Origin of the sequence: uncultured Kiloniella sp. (genome assembly GCF_937128705.1) — a bacterium.
In the GTDB taxonomy this organism is placed as follows: Bacteria; Pseudomonadota; Alphaproteobacteria; order Kiloniellales; family Kiloniellaceae; genus Kiloniella.
In genome coordinates this window covers 1-15,998 of sequence record NZ_CAKZMP010000251.1, presented here as the reverse complement: position 1 = coordinate 15,998, position 15,998 = coordinate 1, and the positions used below count along the sequence as shown (strand labels likewise).

15 protein-coding genes are annotated in these 15,998 nt (G+C 46.5%); 10 read left to right on the top strand and 5 right to left on the bottom strand.

Annotated elements, in window-relative coordinates; all coding sequences use genetic code 11:
• Positions 1-720, top strand: a 720-nt coding sequence (gene rlmN, locus Q0241_RS13070; RefSeq protein ID WP_299378160.1) for a 23S rRNA (adenine(2503)-C(2))-methyltransferase RlmN, incomplete at its 5' end; no start/stop codon positions are given.
• 67 nt (positions 721-787) lie between these two features.
• Here rlmN and Q0241_RS13065 read toward each other — a convergent pair.
• Both Q0241_RS13065 and Q0241_RS13060 read right to left on the bottom strand, forming a co-directional pair.
• Positions 788-1,591, bottom strand: a complete 804-nt coding sequence (locus tag Q0241_RS13065) for a class I SAM-dependent methyltransferase (protein WP_299378157.1) — start codon at positions 1,589-1,591, stop codon at positions 788-790.
• A gap of 89 nt (positions 1,592-1,680) precedes the next feature.
• Entirely contained in the window at positions 1,681-2,577 is an 897-nt protein-coding gene (locus Q0241_RS13060; protein ID WP_299378155.1) for a LysR family transcriptional regulator ArgP, read from the bottom strand.
• 206 nt (positions 2,578-2,783) lie between these two features.
• On the opposite strand from Q0241_RS13060, the gene Q0241_RS13055 reads away from it, so the two are divergent.
• Together Q0241_RS13055 and Q0241_RS13050 are read left to right on the top strand one after the other, a co-directional pair.
• Entirely contained in the window at positions 2,784-3,431 is a 648-nt protein-coding gene (locus Q0241_RS13055) for a glutathione S-transferase family protein (protein WP_299378153.1), read from the top strand.
• A 118-nt stretch (positions 3,432-3,549) separates the two neighbouring features.
• The gene (locus Q0241_RS13050) at positions 3,550-4,173 is read left to right on the top strand and encodes a LysE/ArgO family amino acid transporter (RefSeq protein ID WP_299378151.1); all 624 of its coding nucleotides are present in this window, start codon (positions 3,550-3,552) and stop codon (positions 4,171-4,173) included.
• Between the two features lie 54 nt (positions 4,174-4,227).
• Here the strand turns inward: Q0241_RS13050 and Q0241_RS13045 are convergent, their stop codons facing one another.
• Positions 4,228-6,483, bottom strand: coding sequence for a methyl-accepting chemotaxis protein (locus Q0241_RS13045; protein WP_299378149.1), 2,256 nt, complete (start codon positions 6,481-6,483; stop codon positions 4,228-4,230).
• A gap of 280 nt (positions 6,484-6,763) precedes the next feature.
• On the opposite strand from Q0241_RS13045, the gene Q0241_RS13040 reads away from it, so the two are divergent.
• A complete protein-coding gene (locus tag Q0241_RS13040; RefSeq protein ID WP_299378147.1) occupies positions 6,764-8,140 on the top strand; it encodes an MFS transporter in 1,377 nt (458 codons plus the stop codon).
• 125 nt (positions 8,141-8,265) lie between these two features.
• On the opposite strand, the gene Q0241_RS13035 is transcribed toward Q0241_RS13040, so the two are convergent.
• Complete coding sequence (locus tag Q0241_RS13035) at positions 8,266-9,168, bottom strand: LysR family transcriptional regulator (RefSeq protein WP_299378144.1); 903 nt, start codon at positions 9,166-9,168, stop codon at positions 8,266-8,268.
• 151 nt (positions 9,169-9,319) lie between these two features.
• Here Q0241_RS13035 and Q0241_RS13030 point away from each other — a divergent pair, with 151 nt between their 5' ends.
• The 5 genes from Q0241_RS13030 (at position 9,320) to Q0241_RS13010 (ending at position 15,138) form a co-directional block, all read left to right on the top strand.
• Entirely contained in the window at positions 9,320-9,934 is a 615-nt protein-coding gene (locus Q0241_RS13030) for a glutathione S-transferase family protein (RefSeq protein WP_299378141.1), read from the top strand.
• Positions 9,935-10,029: 95 nt separating this feature from the next.
• The gene (locus Q0241_RS13025; protein ID WP_299378139.1) at positions 10,030-12,183 is read left to right on the top strand and encodes a pyridoxamine 5'-phosphate oxidase family protein; all 2,154 of its coding nucleotides are present in this window, start codon (positions 10,030-10,032) and stop codon (positions 12,181-12,183) included.
• A 168-nt stretch (positions 12,184-12,351) separates the two neighbouring features.
• Positions 12,352-13,566: an argininosuccinate synthase gene (locus Q0241_RS13020; RefSeq protein WP_299378137.1), complete on the top strand. Its 1,215-nt coding sequence runs from the start codon at positions 12,352-12,354 to the stop codon at positions 13,564-13,566.
• Positions 13,567-13,901: 335 nt separating this feature from the next.
• A complete protein-coding gene (locus Q0241_RS13015; protein ID WP_299378135.1) occupies positions 13,902-14,585 on the top strand; it encodes a VPLPA-CTERM sorting domain-containing protein in 684 nt (227 codons plus the stop codon).
• Positions 14,586-14,691: 106 nt separating this feature from the next.
• Positions 14,692-15,138: a GNAT family N-acetyltransferase gene (locus Q0241_RS13010; protein WP_299378132.1), complete on the top strand. Its 447-nt coding sequence runs from the start codon at positions 14,692-14,694 to the stop codon at positions 15,136-15,138.
• Positions 15,139-15,149: 11 nt separating this feature from the next.
• Here the strand turns inward: Q0241_RS13010 and Q0241_RS13005 are convergent, their stop codons facing one another.
• The gene (locus Q0241_RS13005) at positions 15,150-15,395 is read right to left on the bottom strand and encodes an accessory factor UbiK family protein (protein ID WP_299378130.1); all 246 of its coding nucleotides are present in this window, start codon (positions 15,393-15,395) and stop codon (positions 15,150-15,152) included.
• Between the two features lie 121 nt (positions 15,396-15,516).
• Here Q0241_RS13005 and lgt point away from each other — a divergent pair.
• Positions 15,517-15,998: prolipoprotein diacylglyceryl transferase (gene lgt / locus Q0241_RS13000; RefSeq protein ID WP_299378127.1), on the top strand; the 482-nt coding region annotated here is incomplete at its 3' end.

Genomic DNA, 15,998 nt, shown 5'->3' with positions numbered 1-15,998 from the left:
ACGCAGCCGCTGGTTCGTAATCTGTCCCCTAACGAAATTGTCTCCCAAATCATTCATGCCAGAGATGCCATGGAAGAGTGGCCAAGCTCTGCGCCCGGACGTCGGGTGACAAACATCGTGATGATGGGAATGGGGGAACCACTTTATAACTATGAAAATGTAAAAGCGGCTTTGAAGATCGTTATGGATGGAGAAGGGCTGACCATCTCAAGACGACGCATTACACTTTCAACATCTGGCGTTGTACCCGAAATTCGACGCTGTGGTGTTGATTTAGGTGTAAATCTTGCAGTTTCTCTTCATGCGGTTGACGACGAGACCAGAAGCAAGATTATGCCAATCAATAACAAGTATCCCCTGAAAGAGCTGTTGGATGCTTGTCGTGAATATCCGGGTGTCAGTAATTCCCGTCGCATTACTTTTGAGTATGTTATGCTCAAGGATGTGAACGATTCTATGGAAGATGCAAAGAAACTGCTTCAAATTCTAAAGGGTATTCCAGCAAAAATTAATTTGATTCCTTTTAACCCTTGGCCGGGATCGTTTTTTGAGTGTTCTTCAAACAATCAGATCCGCCGTTTTTCGAATTATCTTTTTGAAAAGGGTGTGTCAGCGCCGATCCGTACAACACGAGGCGAAGACATTCTTGCCGCCTGTGGTCAGTTGAAATCTGAATCGGAAAGAAAGCGCAAAACCAAGAAACCCTGTGCCGCAGAATAATAGAACAAAAGAAAACCCGGGATTTACGGACCTTCTTTTGCGTTATTAGGATCATTGGGACAAGATGTTATCCTTGCTTTTGCATGATCATATTAAAGCCAAGGGGTGGCTTCGCTTCTTGATGCTCGAGATCCATACAAAAATTTGAAATATCCCGATCAATTTCCCGAATATATTTCAAATTCATATCCAGATTGATCCCCGCCATGAGGATGTCATCCATCTTATGTTGAAAGCTATAGCTTGGGCTTGATTCGTATTCAACGTGTCCGAAATAATCCAGGCCGTCAGTATCTTTCCACGGATCTTTTTTAAAGTATGAATAAAGAGGTCTTGATACGCCCTGATTATCCGCCTCATACATCAGTAACACAGGATGCATTTCTTCGACGACATAGTGTCCACCTGGCTTAATCAGGCTGTGAATTACTTTAAAAAAGGCAGAGATATCAGGCATCCAGCTCATCACGCCAACAGTGGTTAAAACGACATCAAACTGTTCCTTATACTGGTCTGGAATGTGGTATACATCACTGACGAGCAATTCCATTTTGTCTTGATAGTGTGCTGCTGTGATCAGTTCGTTTCCCTGTTCGATAAAGGCCGAGGCTGCGTCGACACCTAGGCCATAACTTGCGCCCATCTTCATAACAGACAGCAAATCTTTTGCGTTGTTACAGCAAATTTGAGCGACCCGTTTTCCCTGAATATCTAAACGCTTTAAAGTTTCTGTGAGCTCGGGTTCCAAAGCATTGAAATCTGTATGCGTGACGTCTTGCAACAGCTTTTGCTGATTTCTTTCTTCGTGCCGCGGTGCAGCTTCATTCCAGGAAATGCGATTAGCTTCGGTATAATATTTACGATCTTGCATTGATTTTGTTCTTTATTCTTTGGGCGCTATATTAAAATATTTGTGGTGATAATGCAGTCACATCCTGACAAGTAGCAAGACTAAAGAGTTTAACAATTCGGAAGCGGTGTGAGCACACGCTTTGCTTCTGAAACCAATGCTTTTGTCAGGCCCTTCATTATGTCGGTGTGTAAATTCCAGATGTGCCAATAAAGAGGGACCGGGATTTTATGATCGGGATCTATAGAAACCAGATCACCGCTATCAATGTAAGGTTGCCCCTGTTGATTGGGAATAAGGCCATAGGCAAATCCTTTGACTAGCGCATCAACAAAGCCATCACAGGCTGGAATAAGGTGATGAGGGAAGTCCGTGATGCCGAATTTATTTTCCAAATAGCGGTGCTGTAAGGGATCTTTGCGATTAAAGACGGCGACGGGGGTGCTGGATGCATTGTCCTTGGTAAGGCCCCTTGGCGCATAGTGATTTACAAAATCAGGAGAGGCCAAAGGCTGATAAATCATCTGGCCCAGAGGGATACAACGGCATCCCTGAACCGCAAGGGGACTGCCACTAATACAGCCAAGTACTTCGCCAGTTCTTAAAAGGTGATGGGTTTGTTCCTGATCGTCAACTTTGAGCTCCAACAGTATTTTATTCTCTTCAGCAAAGCTTTTAACTGCTCCGAAGAACCATGTACCGATGGAGTCCGCATTCAAACCGATTGTGAGGCTGGTGAAATCTTCACTATTCTGGTTTTTGAGCTCTGTATCCAGTTCGTTTTCCAGCAGGCTGACTTGTTTATAGTGTTTGAGCAGGCGTTGACCAGAGACCGTTGCGGTAAGCGGGGTACCGCGAACAACGAGTGTTTGCCCTAGACTGTCTTCGAGCTGTCGTAAACGTTGAGAAACGGCAGATTGGGTTATAAATAATTTTTTTGCAGCTTTCTCAAAACTACCTTCTTCGAGAATGGCATTGAGTGCAGCAAGTTGTCGATAATCAAACATAATTAGCTCTGCTAATACTTATCTTATTTCATTAGGTCGACTGTAGAGAGGTTTTTGTTGACTGAAAAGGTGTACTGAAAAATGACAAAGTTCAGATAAGTGCTGCCAAAAGCAGAATAGTTGGTAGTAGACGGAGGATTTATTGATCATAGTGTGATTCTCTTATCTTGTTTTCTTTGCTCCACGACTGATCCCTAGAGGTTGTTATGTCAGATTTAAAGCTGATTATTGCTAATAAAAACTATTCATCCTGGTCCTTACGCCCCTGGATTGCCTTGAAGGTGAAAGGAATTGAATTTGAAGAGGTTTTTTCTCAATTTGATGAATCGACGGGGCACAAACATTTTGCGGCTTTTTCACCGACAAAAAAGGTACCGGTTCTCATAGACGGTGAGCTGACAGTATGGGAATCGCTGGCGATACTTGAATACCTAGCAGAGAAATTTCCAGATGCAGGTTTGTGGCCTGCTGATCAAGCTGACCGAGCGAAAGCCCGGTGTATTTCAAATGAAATGCATGGGGGATTTATGTCTTTAAGAGCTGAGTGTCCCATGAACATGCGCCGTAAGGACGAAGCGATGAATGTTTCTGATGGTGTTCATAAAGATGTCCGACGTATCGTTGATATCTGGCGCGATTGTTTGGAAAAGTCCGGGGGGCCTTTTCTGTTTGGGGAATTTTGTAACGCTGATGCAATGTTTGCCCCGGTTGTGAACCGTATTGCTAAGTATCAGTTGAGCGATGATCCCGTCGTTAAACGCTATTCTTCAGCGATGACAGATCTATCCGCCTGGCAGGAATGGGAACAAGCAGGAAAGGCTGAACCTTGGATCGTGCAGGAAGATGAAGCTTAATTAGTAATTCTTATGTAACATAAAAATTATTAGCATTACTTGTTTCTTGTGATTGAATAAATTGAAGCCGTTGAGGATGGAACTCAGTGGCTTCAATTGGTTTTATAGGAATGGGATAATGTTCGGGATTGCTGTACCCTTTTTAAAAGGCATGGGAATTGGTGCCGGGTTGATTATCGCGATTGGGGCACAGAATGCGTATGTTCTTACTCAAGGGCTTCGCCAAAATAATCAATATCTTATTGCGGGGCTCTGCAGCCTTATTGATGCGCTACTAATCACCATTGGCGTGGCTGGTATGGGGGTGTTGATCACATCAAGCCCCTTGCTTCTTGATTTAGCTGTTTGGGGTGGTGCTCTTTTTCTTTTTGTATATGGCTTGAAAGCATTCAGGTCAGCTTTAAACCCTGTTGTGCTGATGGCAGAACAGGACACAGGTCCGGACACTCTTATCAAGGCCGTACTAACAACATTGGCCATTAGTTTGCTTAATCCGCATATCTATTTGGATACAGTGGTTTTATTGGGCTCCATTGGCGGGCAATACCCTGCAGAGACCAGAATATGGTTTGGGCTGGGGGCTGTTGTTGCTTCTTTTGTTTGGTTCTTTTCGCTCAGCTTAGGGGCGCAGTGGTTGGCCCCTTTATTCAAGCGTCCGATAGCATGGCGTATACTGGACAGTTTTATTGGCATCGTCATGTGGACTATTGCTATATCTCTGGTGATGCAAGCTGTGTCATAAGACACGAAAAAGCCCCGAGCATTAACATACCCGGGGCTTGATTTTGTCTTCGTATTACTGTCCGCGAACTGATTTCAGGAATTGGTCCACATTCTCAGTGAGTAGTGAACTTTCTTCATCAATTTTCTGGACACCGTTTATGACCTGCTCCATAGATTGATTTGTTTTGCTTAAGGCTGTGGAAACTTCTTGCACACGTTCAGCAATGACCGAGCAATTGTTTGCGGACTGGTTGACCGTCTGACTTATTTCTCGGGTTGCGCCACCTTGTTCTTCTACTGCCGTTGAGATGCCACCAGCGATTTCATTGATTTCTTTGATGACGTTATCAATTTGTTCTGCCGCACCGCCGGCACTACTTATCTCGTTTTGAATGTTGCCAATGAGAGAACGAATATCTTCCGTGGCTGATGTAGTCTGATTTGAGAGGTTCTTGACCTCGGCAGCAACAACGGCAAATCCTTTGCCTGCTTCGCCAGCGCGAGCAGCCTCAATGGTCGCGTTGAGGGCAAGAAGATTGGTTTGTTCTGCAATGCCACTGATCATACTGATGACATTTTCGATCTCTTGCGAGCCTTCATTGAGGCGAGAAATATTACCGTTCATTGTGGCGGCACGTTCGACGGCACTGTGTGAGCAGTCCGTTGATTTATTTACGAGATTTGAAATCTCTGAAATTGAGGCCGAAAGTTCTTCTGTTGCGGCGGCAACAGTGGAAATGTCATTGGACATAGCTTCACTTGCACCACTGATTTCCTGGGCTTCTTTTTGTGATCCCGCGGCCAAGTTCTGCATTTCTTTGGCTTGATCACGCATTACGGTGACATTACTAGAGAGAATGCTGATAGAAGAACCAACAGAAGCATCGAAATCATTGGCGAGCTTCTCTGCGTTGAGGCGCTTTTCTTCCTCTAAACGCACCTGGCTAAGCTCTTGCTCTTGTTTTAAGGCTTCTGCTTCTCTTGAAATGTTACGTAATTCTGCTAGAGCAAAGCCCATTTTACTGATTTCATCGTTTCCGTTACGCATGATGCTGGTGGTCAAGTCGCCGTTGGCAATTTGTTCCATGGATTGGACAAGACCCATCAATCGTCTCAGCAAAGAACGCGCAACATAAAGCCATCCGATCAAAACTGATACAAGAAGGGAAGCTGCTGCAATCACAATCATAATAATTTCAGTTCGTTTGGATGATGCTTTGTTTTCTTTTGCGGTGACAGCAATCCCAGCTTCCGTATTATTGACCAATTCGCTGATTTGTCCCGAGAGGTTCTCTGCGATTGTTCTTGTTTCTTCCATAATCGCGTTGCTTTTGTTTTGCGCTGTTAATTCAGCTTTGCGAAGCGCGAAGATGTTATTCTGAAGATCCCCTTTACTGCCGAGAGTTAAGAGGTTTTGGAAAAGTTCTGAGAGCTTCTCCACCTTTTGGGTTTGGGATAGCTTCGAAAGCGGTGTTGCCATTGATCCCAAAGATGTCAGGAATAACTGCTCAATTTTTTCAATATCTTCCAGTGTATTCGTCTGTCCACCCTCTGCAAGAAGGCCAATGAGAAGGTTGGTCGATCCTTTGAAGTCCAACAGGCCTTGTTGAAGTTGGAAAAGTTGGAGTGGTTCTCCTTCTCCGTCAATGACGGCAAGTCGTACTTTGATAAGGTGAGGCGAAATTTCCTTGGCAACGAGATCTCTGTAAGACGAAAGCTGTTTGCCCAGTTCTTCTCTGCGAACGGCATAGGTTTGTTTTTCATTCCCAAGTTCGCGCAGTTCATCAATTTTTGGTCCAATATCCCCCAGGCTCGTTTGGATATTATTAACTGTTTCCTGGCTCACATTTAGTTCGCCTAAGCTCGAAAGGTGACCTTGAGCAGACAAAATAGAGCTTTGTAACTCTAGAAACCTTTGATCTCTTAGTGCTGTGTCTGATGCAGATTCTAAAAGGGGTGCGGTTGCAGCCAGTCTTGATATTTCTTCAGATAACTTCAGTGCAGAGGTTATGGCCGGAACAGTTTCTTCTGTCAGTGCGACCTGTGTTTGGGAAATCTTGGTTAGATTATACCAGCTAATGAAGCTCACCAAAATTGTCATGGCAGCAACAATACCAAACGAAAGAATAAGACGCTTACCAATACCAAATTTTATTTGTGGTGCTTCTTCTTCTGTAGCTTGGGTTATTTCAGTACCTTCCAGCGGATTATGGTTATTTACATCGTCATTTGTTGCGATGGTATTGGTTCTACCTGTATTAGGCATGTCGCCAACCTTATCTTCCCTCACGCCCTCTTCATGGGAATTATTAGTATTTGGGACGTTCATACCTCTTGCTCCTTAACCGCACAATTACTGCTCTATTTAATTTTGACCCGAAGCTTAAAGGGCAAAAGGTAAATAATTTGTCACGATGGTGAAATTTTTTATTTTTCTTCGATAGGTATAAAAAGATAAATTAATACAGTTATTTATAATCATAGAATCCCTTAATGTATTTATTAATAAATTCACTTAGTTATGTTTTTTCTTGAGAAAGGATTCTTGATTTATCCCCTATGGGGGGATAGCGTTACGAAGTAACTAATCATTCTGTAAGACTTTTATTATGCTCAGCGTTCTGAAAAACAAGACTTACCGAACTTTGTTTACCGCTCAGATTTTGTCCCTTATGGGGAGTGGATTAACAACGGTAGCACTCGGCCTTCTCGCTTATGACTTGGCCGGGGAAAATGCGGGTGCTGTTTTGGGAACAGCACTAGCACTTAAAATGGTTGCCTATGTGGGAATTGCGCCTGTCGTTGGGGCATTTGCAGATAAAATTCCACGTAAGAGTTTTTTAGTCATTTTGGATTTATGCCGCGCAGGAATGGTTATATTTTTGCCGTTTGTCACTGAAGTCTGGCAGATTTATCTTTTGGTATTTTTGTTTCAGTCGTTCTCTGCTGCCTTTACTCCGACATTTCAGGCGACCATCCCGGATGTTTTGCCTAAAGAGAGTGATTTTACCAAAGCGCTCTCCTTATCTCGTTTGTCGTATGATCTCGAAGCCTTATTGAGCCCGCTTTTTGCAGGGCTGTTATTATCGATTATGAGTTTTCATTGGCTGTTTTTAGGAACGATCATTGGTTTCTTGGCGTCTGCCTTACTTGTGGTTTCGGTTGTTCTCCCCAAAGTTGAACCAACAGAAGAAGAGCGAAATTTCTTTCGCAAAGTATCTAGAGGTACAAGGATTTATCTGGCGACACCTCGGTTGCGAGGGTTGCTTGCATTGAGTTTTGTTGTTTCAGCAGCGGGTGTCATGGTCATCGTGAATACTATTGTTTACGTGCGTGAAGTCCTTGGTGGTGCCGAAAGTGACGTCGCTGTTTTTCTTGGGGCAGCAGGTCTAGGTTCGATGTGTGTTGCTTTGAGCTTACGGAAAATACTCGATGAGTTTGAACCTAGATCCATTATGCTTTTGGGAGCTGTGGTTCTGCTGATCACGCTTGTTGCAGGCTCTTTGGAACTGTCCTATAACTTTGCTTTGGTCGTTTGGTGCCTGATTGGGGCAGGGACTTCCTTGATCCAAACACCGGGCGGTTTATTGTTGAAGCGCTCCGCCCATAAACAGGATCTTCCCGCATTATTTGCCAGCCACTTTGCGTTATCCCATGCCTGCTGGCTTATTGCCTATCCGGCCGCTGGTTGGTTGGGCTTGTATCTTGGGCTATCAGAAACATTCCTTGTCAGCGCTGCTGGTGTGTTTGGTGGACTGGTCGTCGCAATGATTGTGTGGCCTTCAAAAGATAGTGCGGTATTGACTCATGTACATCCGGAAGTATCGCACCTACATTTGCACACCCATGATGAACACCACGATCACGATCACGAAGGTTGGGAAGGCCCTGAACCACATCGCCACCCGCATTACCACCCCAAACAGGTACACAAACATACCTTTGTGATCGATAGCCATCATGAGCTTTGGCCAAATAGAAATTAGATTTATTGATTCTAACTCAGGTCACGGTACGCCGACGTGTTGAGGCTACCCAATTAATAAGAGAGTACCGCAAAGGCCAAGATTTAGTTTAACTGGTAATTAGGTAGTTGGACTTCTTTTATCGACTAGTGTTCAACCTTGTCTGATTTTTTGAAATGAAGAGCAACATGGTCAACAAAGGCCTTCACCCGCGGGGCAAGGTGCCGCCGATGTGGGTAAATCACATAAGCACTTCTGTCATAGGCTTCAAACTCTTCAAGAACCCGGACGAGACGGCCTTCTTCAAGGTCTTTTCTAACAGTAGAAATCAAGCACATACCAATACCGTGGCTTTCTAACGTCATTTTTCTGATGGGCTGTGCGGCGTTTACACGTGCTCGGGGTTTTATAGTTAGCGCCGTCTTTTTCCCGTTAACGATAAAGTCCAATTGGTTGGTGGGGCTGATGGTTGATCCTAGAATACAATCGTGATCGATTAACTGGTTAGGATGTGTTGGAATCCCCCTTTTTTTTAGATAACGAGGGGTAGCACAAAGTAGGTATTTGTATTTGGCGAGGTGTCTGGCAATTAAACTGCTATCGTTGAGGGCGCCCAATCTTACCGCGACATCAATCCCTTCTTGAATGATATCTACGGTTCTCTCTTCCAATCTTAAATCCATAGTGACTTCGGGATGGAGTTTCATGAACTCATTAGCGCAATCGACAACGATTTCTTCGCCAAGCACTCTGGGGGCAGTGATACGAAGGTGACCTTTTATCGTATTTGTTTGCTCACCTACAAGGTCATGCAATTCATCGGTTTGTTCGATAATGAGCAGGCATCGATCATAATAGGCTTGTCCAAGCTCTGTGACGCTTACTTTACGTGTCGTGCGGTTGAGTAATCGTGCTTGTATTTTTTCTTCGAGATTTTTTACATGCTTGCTGGCAAGCATTGTTGAGATGCCCAGGCTTTTTGAGGCTGCGGTGAAACTGCCGTGTTCTACGACTGCGGTAAAAACACGCATACTCTCGAGTGTATCCATTATTATATCTGTTTTGTTTATAATTATGTCCAGTATGTATGGATAGTAAATGAATATCTAGCGAATTATTTTATGTTCAGGAGGGCGGGTAACACTCCGTTTCTCAAACGAACGACTCCAATTTTGATTTAAGCCTCTAAGGATTAGAAGAATGATTAAATTATATCGCCATGCACTTTCTGGTCATGCGCATCGTGTTGAACTGTTCCTTTCTCTGCTGGGTCTTGAGCATGATTTGGTTGATGTGGACTTGATGGCTGGTGCGCATAAGGACGCAGAATTTTTGAAAATGCATCCCTTTGGTCAGGTACCTGTCCTAGATGATAATGGTGTCGTCCTGTGGGATTCCAATGGCATTCTTGTTTATCTAGCCCGAACGTATGGTGGTGAGGCGTGGAGCTTGGGTTCTGCACAGAACGAAGCAGCAATTCAAGGATGGCTTTCTATCGCAGCGGGCCCGATTGCATCCGGTCCTGCCTCGGCGCGTTTGGTAACTGTATTTGGGGCAAATCTTGATCATGATGTTGCGAAAGCTCGTGCGACAGCGCTTTTTGAAACAATGAACAAGATCCTTGATGATCAGGGGTATCTGGTTGGAGAAAAGGTAACGATCGCAGATATTGCAGCCTATACCTATATTGCGCATGCACCAGAAGGTGGTGTTTCTCTCCAAAACTATCCGAACATTCAGATCTGGATCTCCAGAATTGAAGCACTGCCAAATTTTGTCGGTATGCAAAAAACACCTTTGAGTGATGCGGCTTAATTAAAGGTTTATACGAGAACTCTGAACATAAGTGAGTGATTCAGAGTTCTCGTTCTATCCTTCCAAGAAAATAAGAATGAATAAGGAGTTCAGTTATGAACACATCCTTTTTTGATCCAAAAACCACGCCTTTTCACAAAGGAGAGCTGGCAGTACAGCGGCGAGTGGGAGTTCTGGAGAATGTTCACAGCTATGCGCCTAAATTTGTGCGAAACTTTCTACCAGACCAACACCGTGAATTTTATGGGCAACTGCCGCAAATTGTTGTCGGATCATTGGATCAAAAAGGGCGTCCATGGGCATCAATGGTTGTTGGTCAATCTGGCTTTATCAGTTCACCTGATCGAGAAACGCTGGTTATTGATAACGCACCTTTATCGGGGGATCCCTTGTCAGAAAACGTGGAAATCGGATCTCCGTTAGGATTTTTAGGAATTGAATTCCATACGCGGCGTCGAAATCGCCTGGCAGGTAAGGTGCGCGGGCGAACGGCTAAAAACGGGTTTACTGTTGACGTTGATCAGAGCTTTGGCAATTGCCCACAATATATACAAGCGCGTACGCCCGCCTATGATGAAAACTCTGAACTAGAAGTTCTAAAAACTTTGGAAGAAAAGTCAGGAAAACATTCTGAGATTTTGGGTAAAACGGCTAAAGGCATCATTGGCAAATCGGATACTTTCTTTATAGCAACTGCTTATTATCCGGATAATAGTGATCATCGTTTTGGTGTGGATGTGTCCCACCGTGGCGGCAAACCGGGTTTTCTAAAGGTTGTTGATGACACGACATTATTGTTTCCTGATTTCCCGGGAAATAACCACTTTAATACTTTTGGGAACATAGAGGTTTATCCGAAAGCTGGTTTGCTGGTTCCTGATTTTGAAACTGGCGATCTTCTCTATATTACGGGGGAAGCTGAAGTCATCTGGGATGGTCCTGAAGTTCAGGCTTTTGCTGATGCTCAACGATTGGTGCAGATTAAGGTGGAAGAGGTACGCCTTGTTGAAAAGAGCCTGACGAAGGCCTGGAAATTTGAGAGCTATTCCCCTTCTCTTAATCTAACAGGTACTTGGAAAGAAGCTGAAAAGGTGCTTTTTACTTTAAAGGATCGGGATGCGTGGCGGCGTTATGTGGTCGCTAAAATAGAGAAAGAAAGCAAAAGCATTTCATCCTTTTATCTGGTCCCGGAAGATAAAAAGGCACTGGCTGACTATGAACCCGGTCAACACTTACCAATACGGGTTGATATCCCGAACAAGACGCTAACGGGAGGAAAACAAGAGGTAAGAAGAACCTACACAATTTCGAATGCTTTTAACGGTCGGTATTATCGCCTGTCAATCAAGCGCGAAGAAGCTGGATCGGTTTCCAGACATCTCCATGATCGTATGAAACCCGGCGACATTATTGAAGCGCAAGGGCCGCGCGGTGACTTTTATCTGGATAGAGAAAGTACGCGTCCTGTGGTTCTTCTCTCTGGCGGTGTCGGTGTGACGCCAATGATGGCCATGGCCGAAGCATTATTGGAGCAAGAGAAAAAGTTCTCTCGTGGGCGTAAAGTCCATTTTATCCACGGGGCGCGGAATGGGAATGAGCACGCCTTTGGAAAATATACAAATGCCTTGGCGACATGGTTTGACTGCTTTGAAGTGCATAACACCTATTCTCAGCCAGAATCTTCTGATGTTTTGGGTAAAGGGTTTCAAGATCAAGGGCGTATTGATCTCAATTTGTTGAGGGAACATCTGTCCCTTGATGATTACGATTTTTATCTCTGTGGTCCTCAAAAATTTATGAAATCGGTCTATGAAACCTTGAGGACACTGGGCGTGCGCGAGGAACGTATTCGTTATGAAACCTTTGGACCTTCAATGGTTCTTAAATCCCCGACGGAGTTAAAAACAAGTTCCGAAGAAGGTCGCGGCAGTCTCGAAATGGCTGACCAAAGCGATCTCCCTCAAGAACCTGTCATGGTTCGTTTTGCGTCAACAGGTCAAGCGGCAGAATGGCGCCCAGAAAAGGGAAGCTTACTACAGTTTGTCGAAGAAAATGGTTTCTTCCCGGATTTTTCCTGTCGATCAGGAAATTGTGGTGCTTGCGTAACGAAATTGAAGTCTGGTGCTGTTTCTTATCCGAAAGGGTATTCAGCGGGAATTGCAGATGATGAGGTTCTTCTTTGTTCAGCCGTGCCACAAATGCCAACGGGGCATTATAGTGATGAGGGGGAAGTCGTATTGGATCTCTAGGTGAATAGACTAATTTGATTAGGTAAAATAATTGTATTTTTCCCCATAAATCCTACGGACAATACTTGCTCTGGATCAGGATTTACCTATACTCCCGGCAGATTTACCAACTAACGGCACTTATGCCTTCTTGCGGCATGGCCACTATTTGCAGAGGCGTGAACTCTTATGGGCGATATCAAAAAAGTCGTACTTGCCTATTCAGGCGGACTTGATACTTCGGTAATCCTGAAATGGCTTCAGGAAACGTACAATTGTGAAGTTGTGACTTTCACAGCGGATCTTGGTCAAGGTGAAGAGCTAGAGCCAGCCCGTAAGAAAGCAGAAGCTTGTGGTGTTAAAGATATCTATATCGAAGATGTGCGCGAAGAATTTGTCAGCGATTTTGTCTTCCCAATGTTCCGTGCCAACGCGGTTTACGAAGGTGTTTACCTTTTGGGAACGTCAATCGCACGCCCGTTGATTTCCAAGCGTTTGATTGAAATAGCCGAAGAAACAGGTGCAGATGCTGTTGCTCATGGTGCAACCGGTAAAGGAAACGATCAGGTTCGTTTCGAGCTTAGTTGCTACGCATTAAACCCGGATATCAAGGTTATCGCACCTTGGCGCGAATGGGATCTGACATCTCGTACAAAGTTGATCGATTTTGCTGAAAAGCACCAAATTCCAATCGCGAAAGACAAACGTGGCGAAGCGCCGTTTTCTGTTGATGCCAACCTTCTACATACTTCCTCTGAAGGTAAGGAGATGGAAGATCCATGGATTGCGCCTGGTGAACATGTTTATCAGCGCATTGTTTCGCCAATGGATGCGCCGGACGAAGCAACTGAGATCACCATTGAATTCAAAAAAGGTGATGCGGTTGGAATCAACGGTCAAAAAATGTCCCCTGCCGAGATCCTTACCAAGTTGAATGAGCTGGGTGGGGCAAATGGTATCGGACGTCTTGATCTTGTTGAGGGTCGTTTTGTCGGTATGAAGTCTCGTGGTGTTTACGAAACACCGGGTGGAACAATCCTTCTTGCAGCTCACCGTGCGATCGAATCCATTACGTTGGACCGCGGCGCGATGCACTTAAAAGACGAGCTGATGCCGAAATATGCCGAGCTTATCTATAACGGTTATTGGTTCAGCCCGGAACGCGACATGTTGCAGGCGCTGATTGATACCAGCCAGGCCCATGTCAACGGCACGGTGCGGCTGAAGCTATACAAAGGGTCAGTGCGCTGTGTTGGCCGTTGGTCCGATCAGTCGCTGTATTCGGAACAACATGTGACGTTCGAAGATGACGCTGGTGCCTATGATCAAAAGGACGCGGCGGGCTTTATCAAGATCAACGCGCTGCGGCTGCGGCTTTTGGCGGAACGCAACGCACGGGGCTAGGCACGGCTCTGCGCTGCCGCCCATTTTGCCCAAATTCATTACCGCGCCCGGCAAGGATGCCAACAAGGGCGCGGCCAGCCCGTTGTGATCCGTAACAGGTTCACGGCGCCAATCGCTGTTTCTGGCAGGTGTGGGCGCTACAAATGCACCTAGAAATTGCAATTTGAAGTCAAAAGTCGCTGTTCTGCCTCATATTAATACAACATATCTATGTAATATTAACTATAGTTCAACTAGGCTGCCGATTTGAGACACTTTTACAGAATTTTTATTGACGCTATTGTTCTTTCATCGTACCGAATGGCCACTGTCTGTGTAGAAATTAAGGGGGCGTTGTGTCTGTATTTACAAAGTTTAACCGTGGAATCCGTTTGGCTGCTGCGGCAATCGTTCTGACAACCGTCGCAAGTGGCGCACATGCTGTTTCGGTTGTTTCCGTCAACTCGTACGACAATGGGTGGTACAAATCCAACGGTTCGCACGTGACGTCGAATACCAATATCATCAGTGGCCAGAGCGGCTGGAATTCCTACAGGAACTTCTTCGCGTTTGATCTGTCTGGTGTGACGGGCCGCGTTGTGTCGGCAACGCTCAGCATTGCTGGCGGCAACGGCAAGTTCTCGAACATGAGCAACTTGGCCAAGTTTGCTGTTTACGATGTGTCCACAAAAACGTCTTCGCTGACGAGTGGAACGGGCGGCACCGCGGCATTTGCCGATCTTGGCTCGGGGTCGCTTTATGGTTCAACCGCTGTGGCAACGCCCGGCTGGACCGGAAAGATGCCGACGGTCAGCGTAGCGCTGGCAAACGCAATCGGTGATATCAACAACGCGCTGGGCAACCAGTTTGCGCTGGGCGGGACCACAAGTGGCGGATACCTTTGGGGCTATTCCAATGGCGCGCAGGCCGCAACACTGTCGTTGACAGTTGCAGCCGTTCCAGTGCCCGCGGCACTGCCGCTGATGTTGCTGGCCTTTGGTGGCATGGGTGTTGTTGCGCGTCGTCGCAAAACCGCCTGATTCATCGCCTGTGACGGTTCGTTGACACAGGCCTTTCAAAACGTATCCCATGTGATACCTTGCATCCCGCACCAGCAATGGAGGCGGGATGTATTCGTTTAGGATTGTGCAACAAAAAGATCTGCGCGCCCTGTTTGGGCTTGGCGTAAAGGAAACCCAACAAGGCTTTGTTGCGCCAAACGCCGTGTCCATCGCGCAGGCCGCCTATGACCCATCGGCCACAGCCTTTGGCATCTGGGACGGTGACCAGGCGGTTGGGTTCCTGTCGATTTGCGACATGGCCCACCCGGAGGCGGAATTTGATGAGGGCGACAATTCCGATGGCATATATGTCTGGCGGCTGCTGGTGGACAAAGCCCGGCAGGGCCAGAACGTAGGGCGGGAAGCGATTGCGTTCGCGCAATCTCATGCCCGGGAATTGGGCCGGGCCAACCTCGTGTTGTCAGCGGTCGATGCGCCCTATGGCGCCGTTCCGTTTTACGAAAAGCTTGGGTTCAGGCGGTCTGGCCGGATGGTTCACGGCGAGGTGGACTTGCTGCTCGCCCTGACTTAACCGGACAAAGGCTAGTCTTTACCCGCTTCCAATGCGTCAAGCCGCGCCTTTAGTGCTTCGTTTTCTTCCCGTGCTTTCTGGGCCATCGCCCGCACCGCGTCAAATTCGTCGCGGGTGACAAACTCTCTGTCAGCAAGCCATCGGTCCATCATGGATTTCATCGCATTCTCGGCTTCGTCCTTTGCGCCCTGAGCAACACCCATGGCATTGGTCATCAATTGCGAAATATCGTCAAAAATCCGGTTGTTGGTCTGCATGGCGTCATCCTCTTTGTGCCGGTGCCTTGCCCTACATATGGGAAGTTGACGGGCAAAGTCCACGCGTTGCTTGACAAACAGTGGGTTGTTTCGTCAACAGATGCGAAACAGGCGAACAGCGATGCAAGAGTATTTCACATTCCCGGCGATTGACCCCGCATTGTTCCGGCTGAACCTGTTCGGCGTGGAGTTTGCGCTGCGCTGGTATGCGCTGGCCTATATCTGCGGCTTGTTGCTGGGCTGGCAGATGATGAAGGCCATGATGCGGCGGCAGACCGTTTGGCAGCCCTCACGCGCGCCGATGCAGCCAAACGCGACGGATGATTTGCTGACCGCGATGATTCTGGCGGTTATTCTGGGCGGGCGACTGGGCTATGTGCTGTTCTATCAGCCTGCCTATTTCGCGGCCAATCCGCTGGATATTCTGCGGGTCTGGGACGGGGGGATGTCCTTTCACGGCGGTTTTGCCGGGGTGATTGCCGGGGTGCTCTGGTTCTGCTGGCGGCATGGTTTGCGTGTTGTTCCGGTGGGCGATGCAGTTGCCGCCGTGGCCCCCATCGGCATCTTCTTCGGGCGGCTCGCCAATTGTGTGAACGGCGAGCT

Bases quoted from the DNA above. Each gene is read 5' to 3' on its own strand.
- Q0241_RS13065 (WP_299378157.1), bottom strand. From the start codon at position 1,591: ATGCAAGATCGTAAATATTATACCGAAGCTAATCGCATTTCCTGGAAT.
- Q0241_RS13060 (WP_299378155.1), bottom strand. From the start codon at position 2,577: ATGTTTGATTATCGACAACTTGCTGCACTCAATGCCATTCTCGAAGAA.
- Q0241_RS13055 (WP_299378153.1), top strand. From the start codon at position 2,784: ATGTCAGATTTAAAGCTGATTATTGCTAATAAAAACTATTCATCCTGG.
- Q0241_RS13050 (WP_299378151.1), top strand. From the start codon at position 3,550: ATGTTCGGGATTGCTGTACCCTTTTTAAAAGGCATGGGAATTGGTGCC.
- Q0241_RS13045 (WP_299378149.1), bottom strand. From the start codon at position 6,483: ATGAACGTCCCAAATACTAATAATTCCCATGAAGAGGGCGTGAGGGAA.
- Q0241_RS13040 (WP_299378147.1), top strand. From the start codon at position 6,764: ATGCTCAGCGTTCTGAAAAACAAGACTTACCGAACTTTGTTTACCGCT.
- Q0241_RS13035 (WP_299378144.1), bottom strand. From the start codon at position 9,168: ATGGATACACTCGAGAGTATGCGTGTTTTTACCGCAGTCGTAGAACAC.
- Q0241_RS13030 (WP_299378141.1), top strand. From the start codon at position 9,320: ATGATTAAATTATATCGCCATGCACTTTCTGGTCATGCGCATCGTGTT.
- Q0241_RS13025 (WP_299378139.1), top strand. From the start codon at position 10,030: ATGAACACATCCTTTTTTGATCCAAAAACCACGCCTTTTCACAAAGGA.
- Q0241_RS13020 (WP_299378137.1), top strand. From the start codon at position 12,352: ATGGGCGATATCAAAAAAGTCGTACTTGCCTATTCAGGCGGACTTGAT.
- Q0241_RS13005 (WP_299378130.1), bottom strand. From the start codon at position 15,395: ATGCAGACCAACAACCGGATTTTTGACGATATTTCGCAATTGATGACC.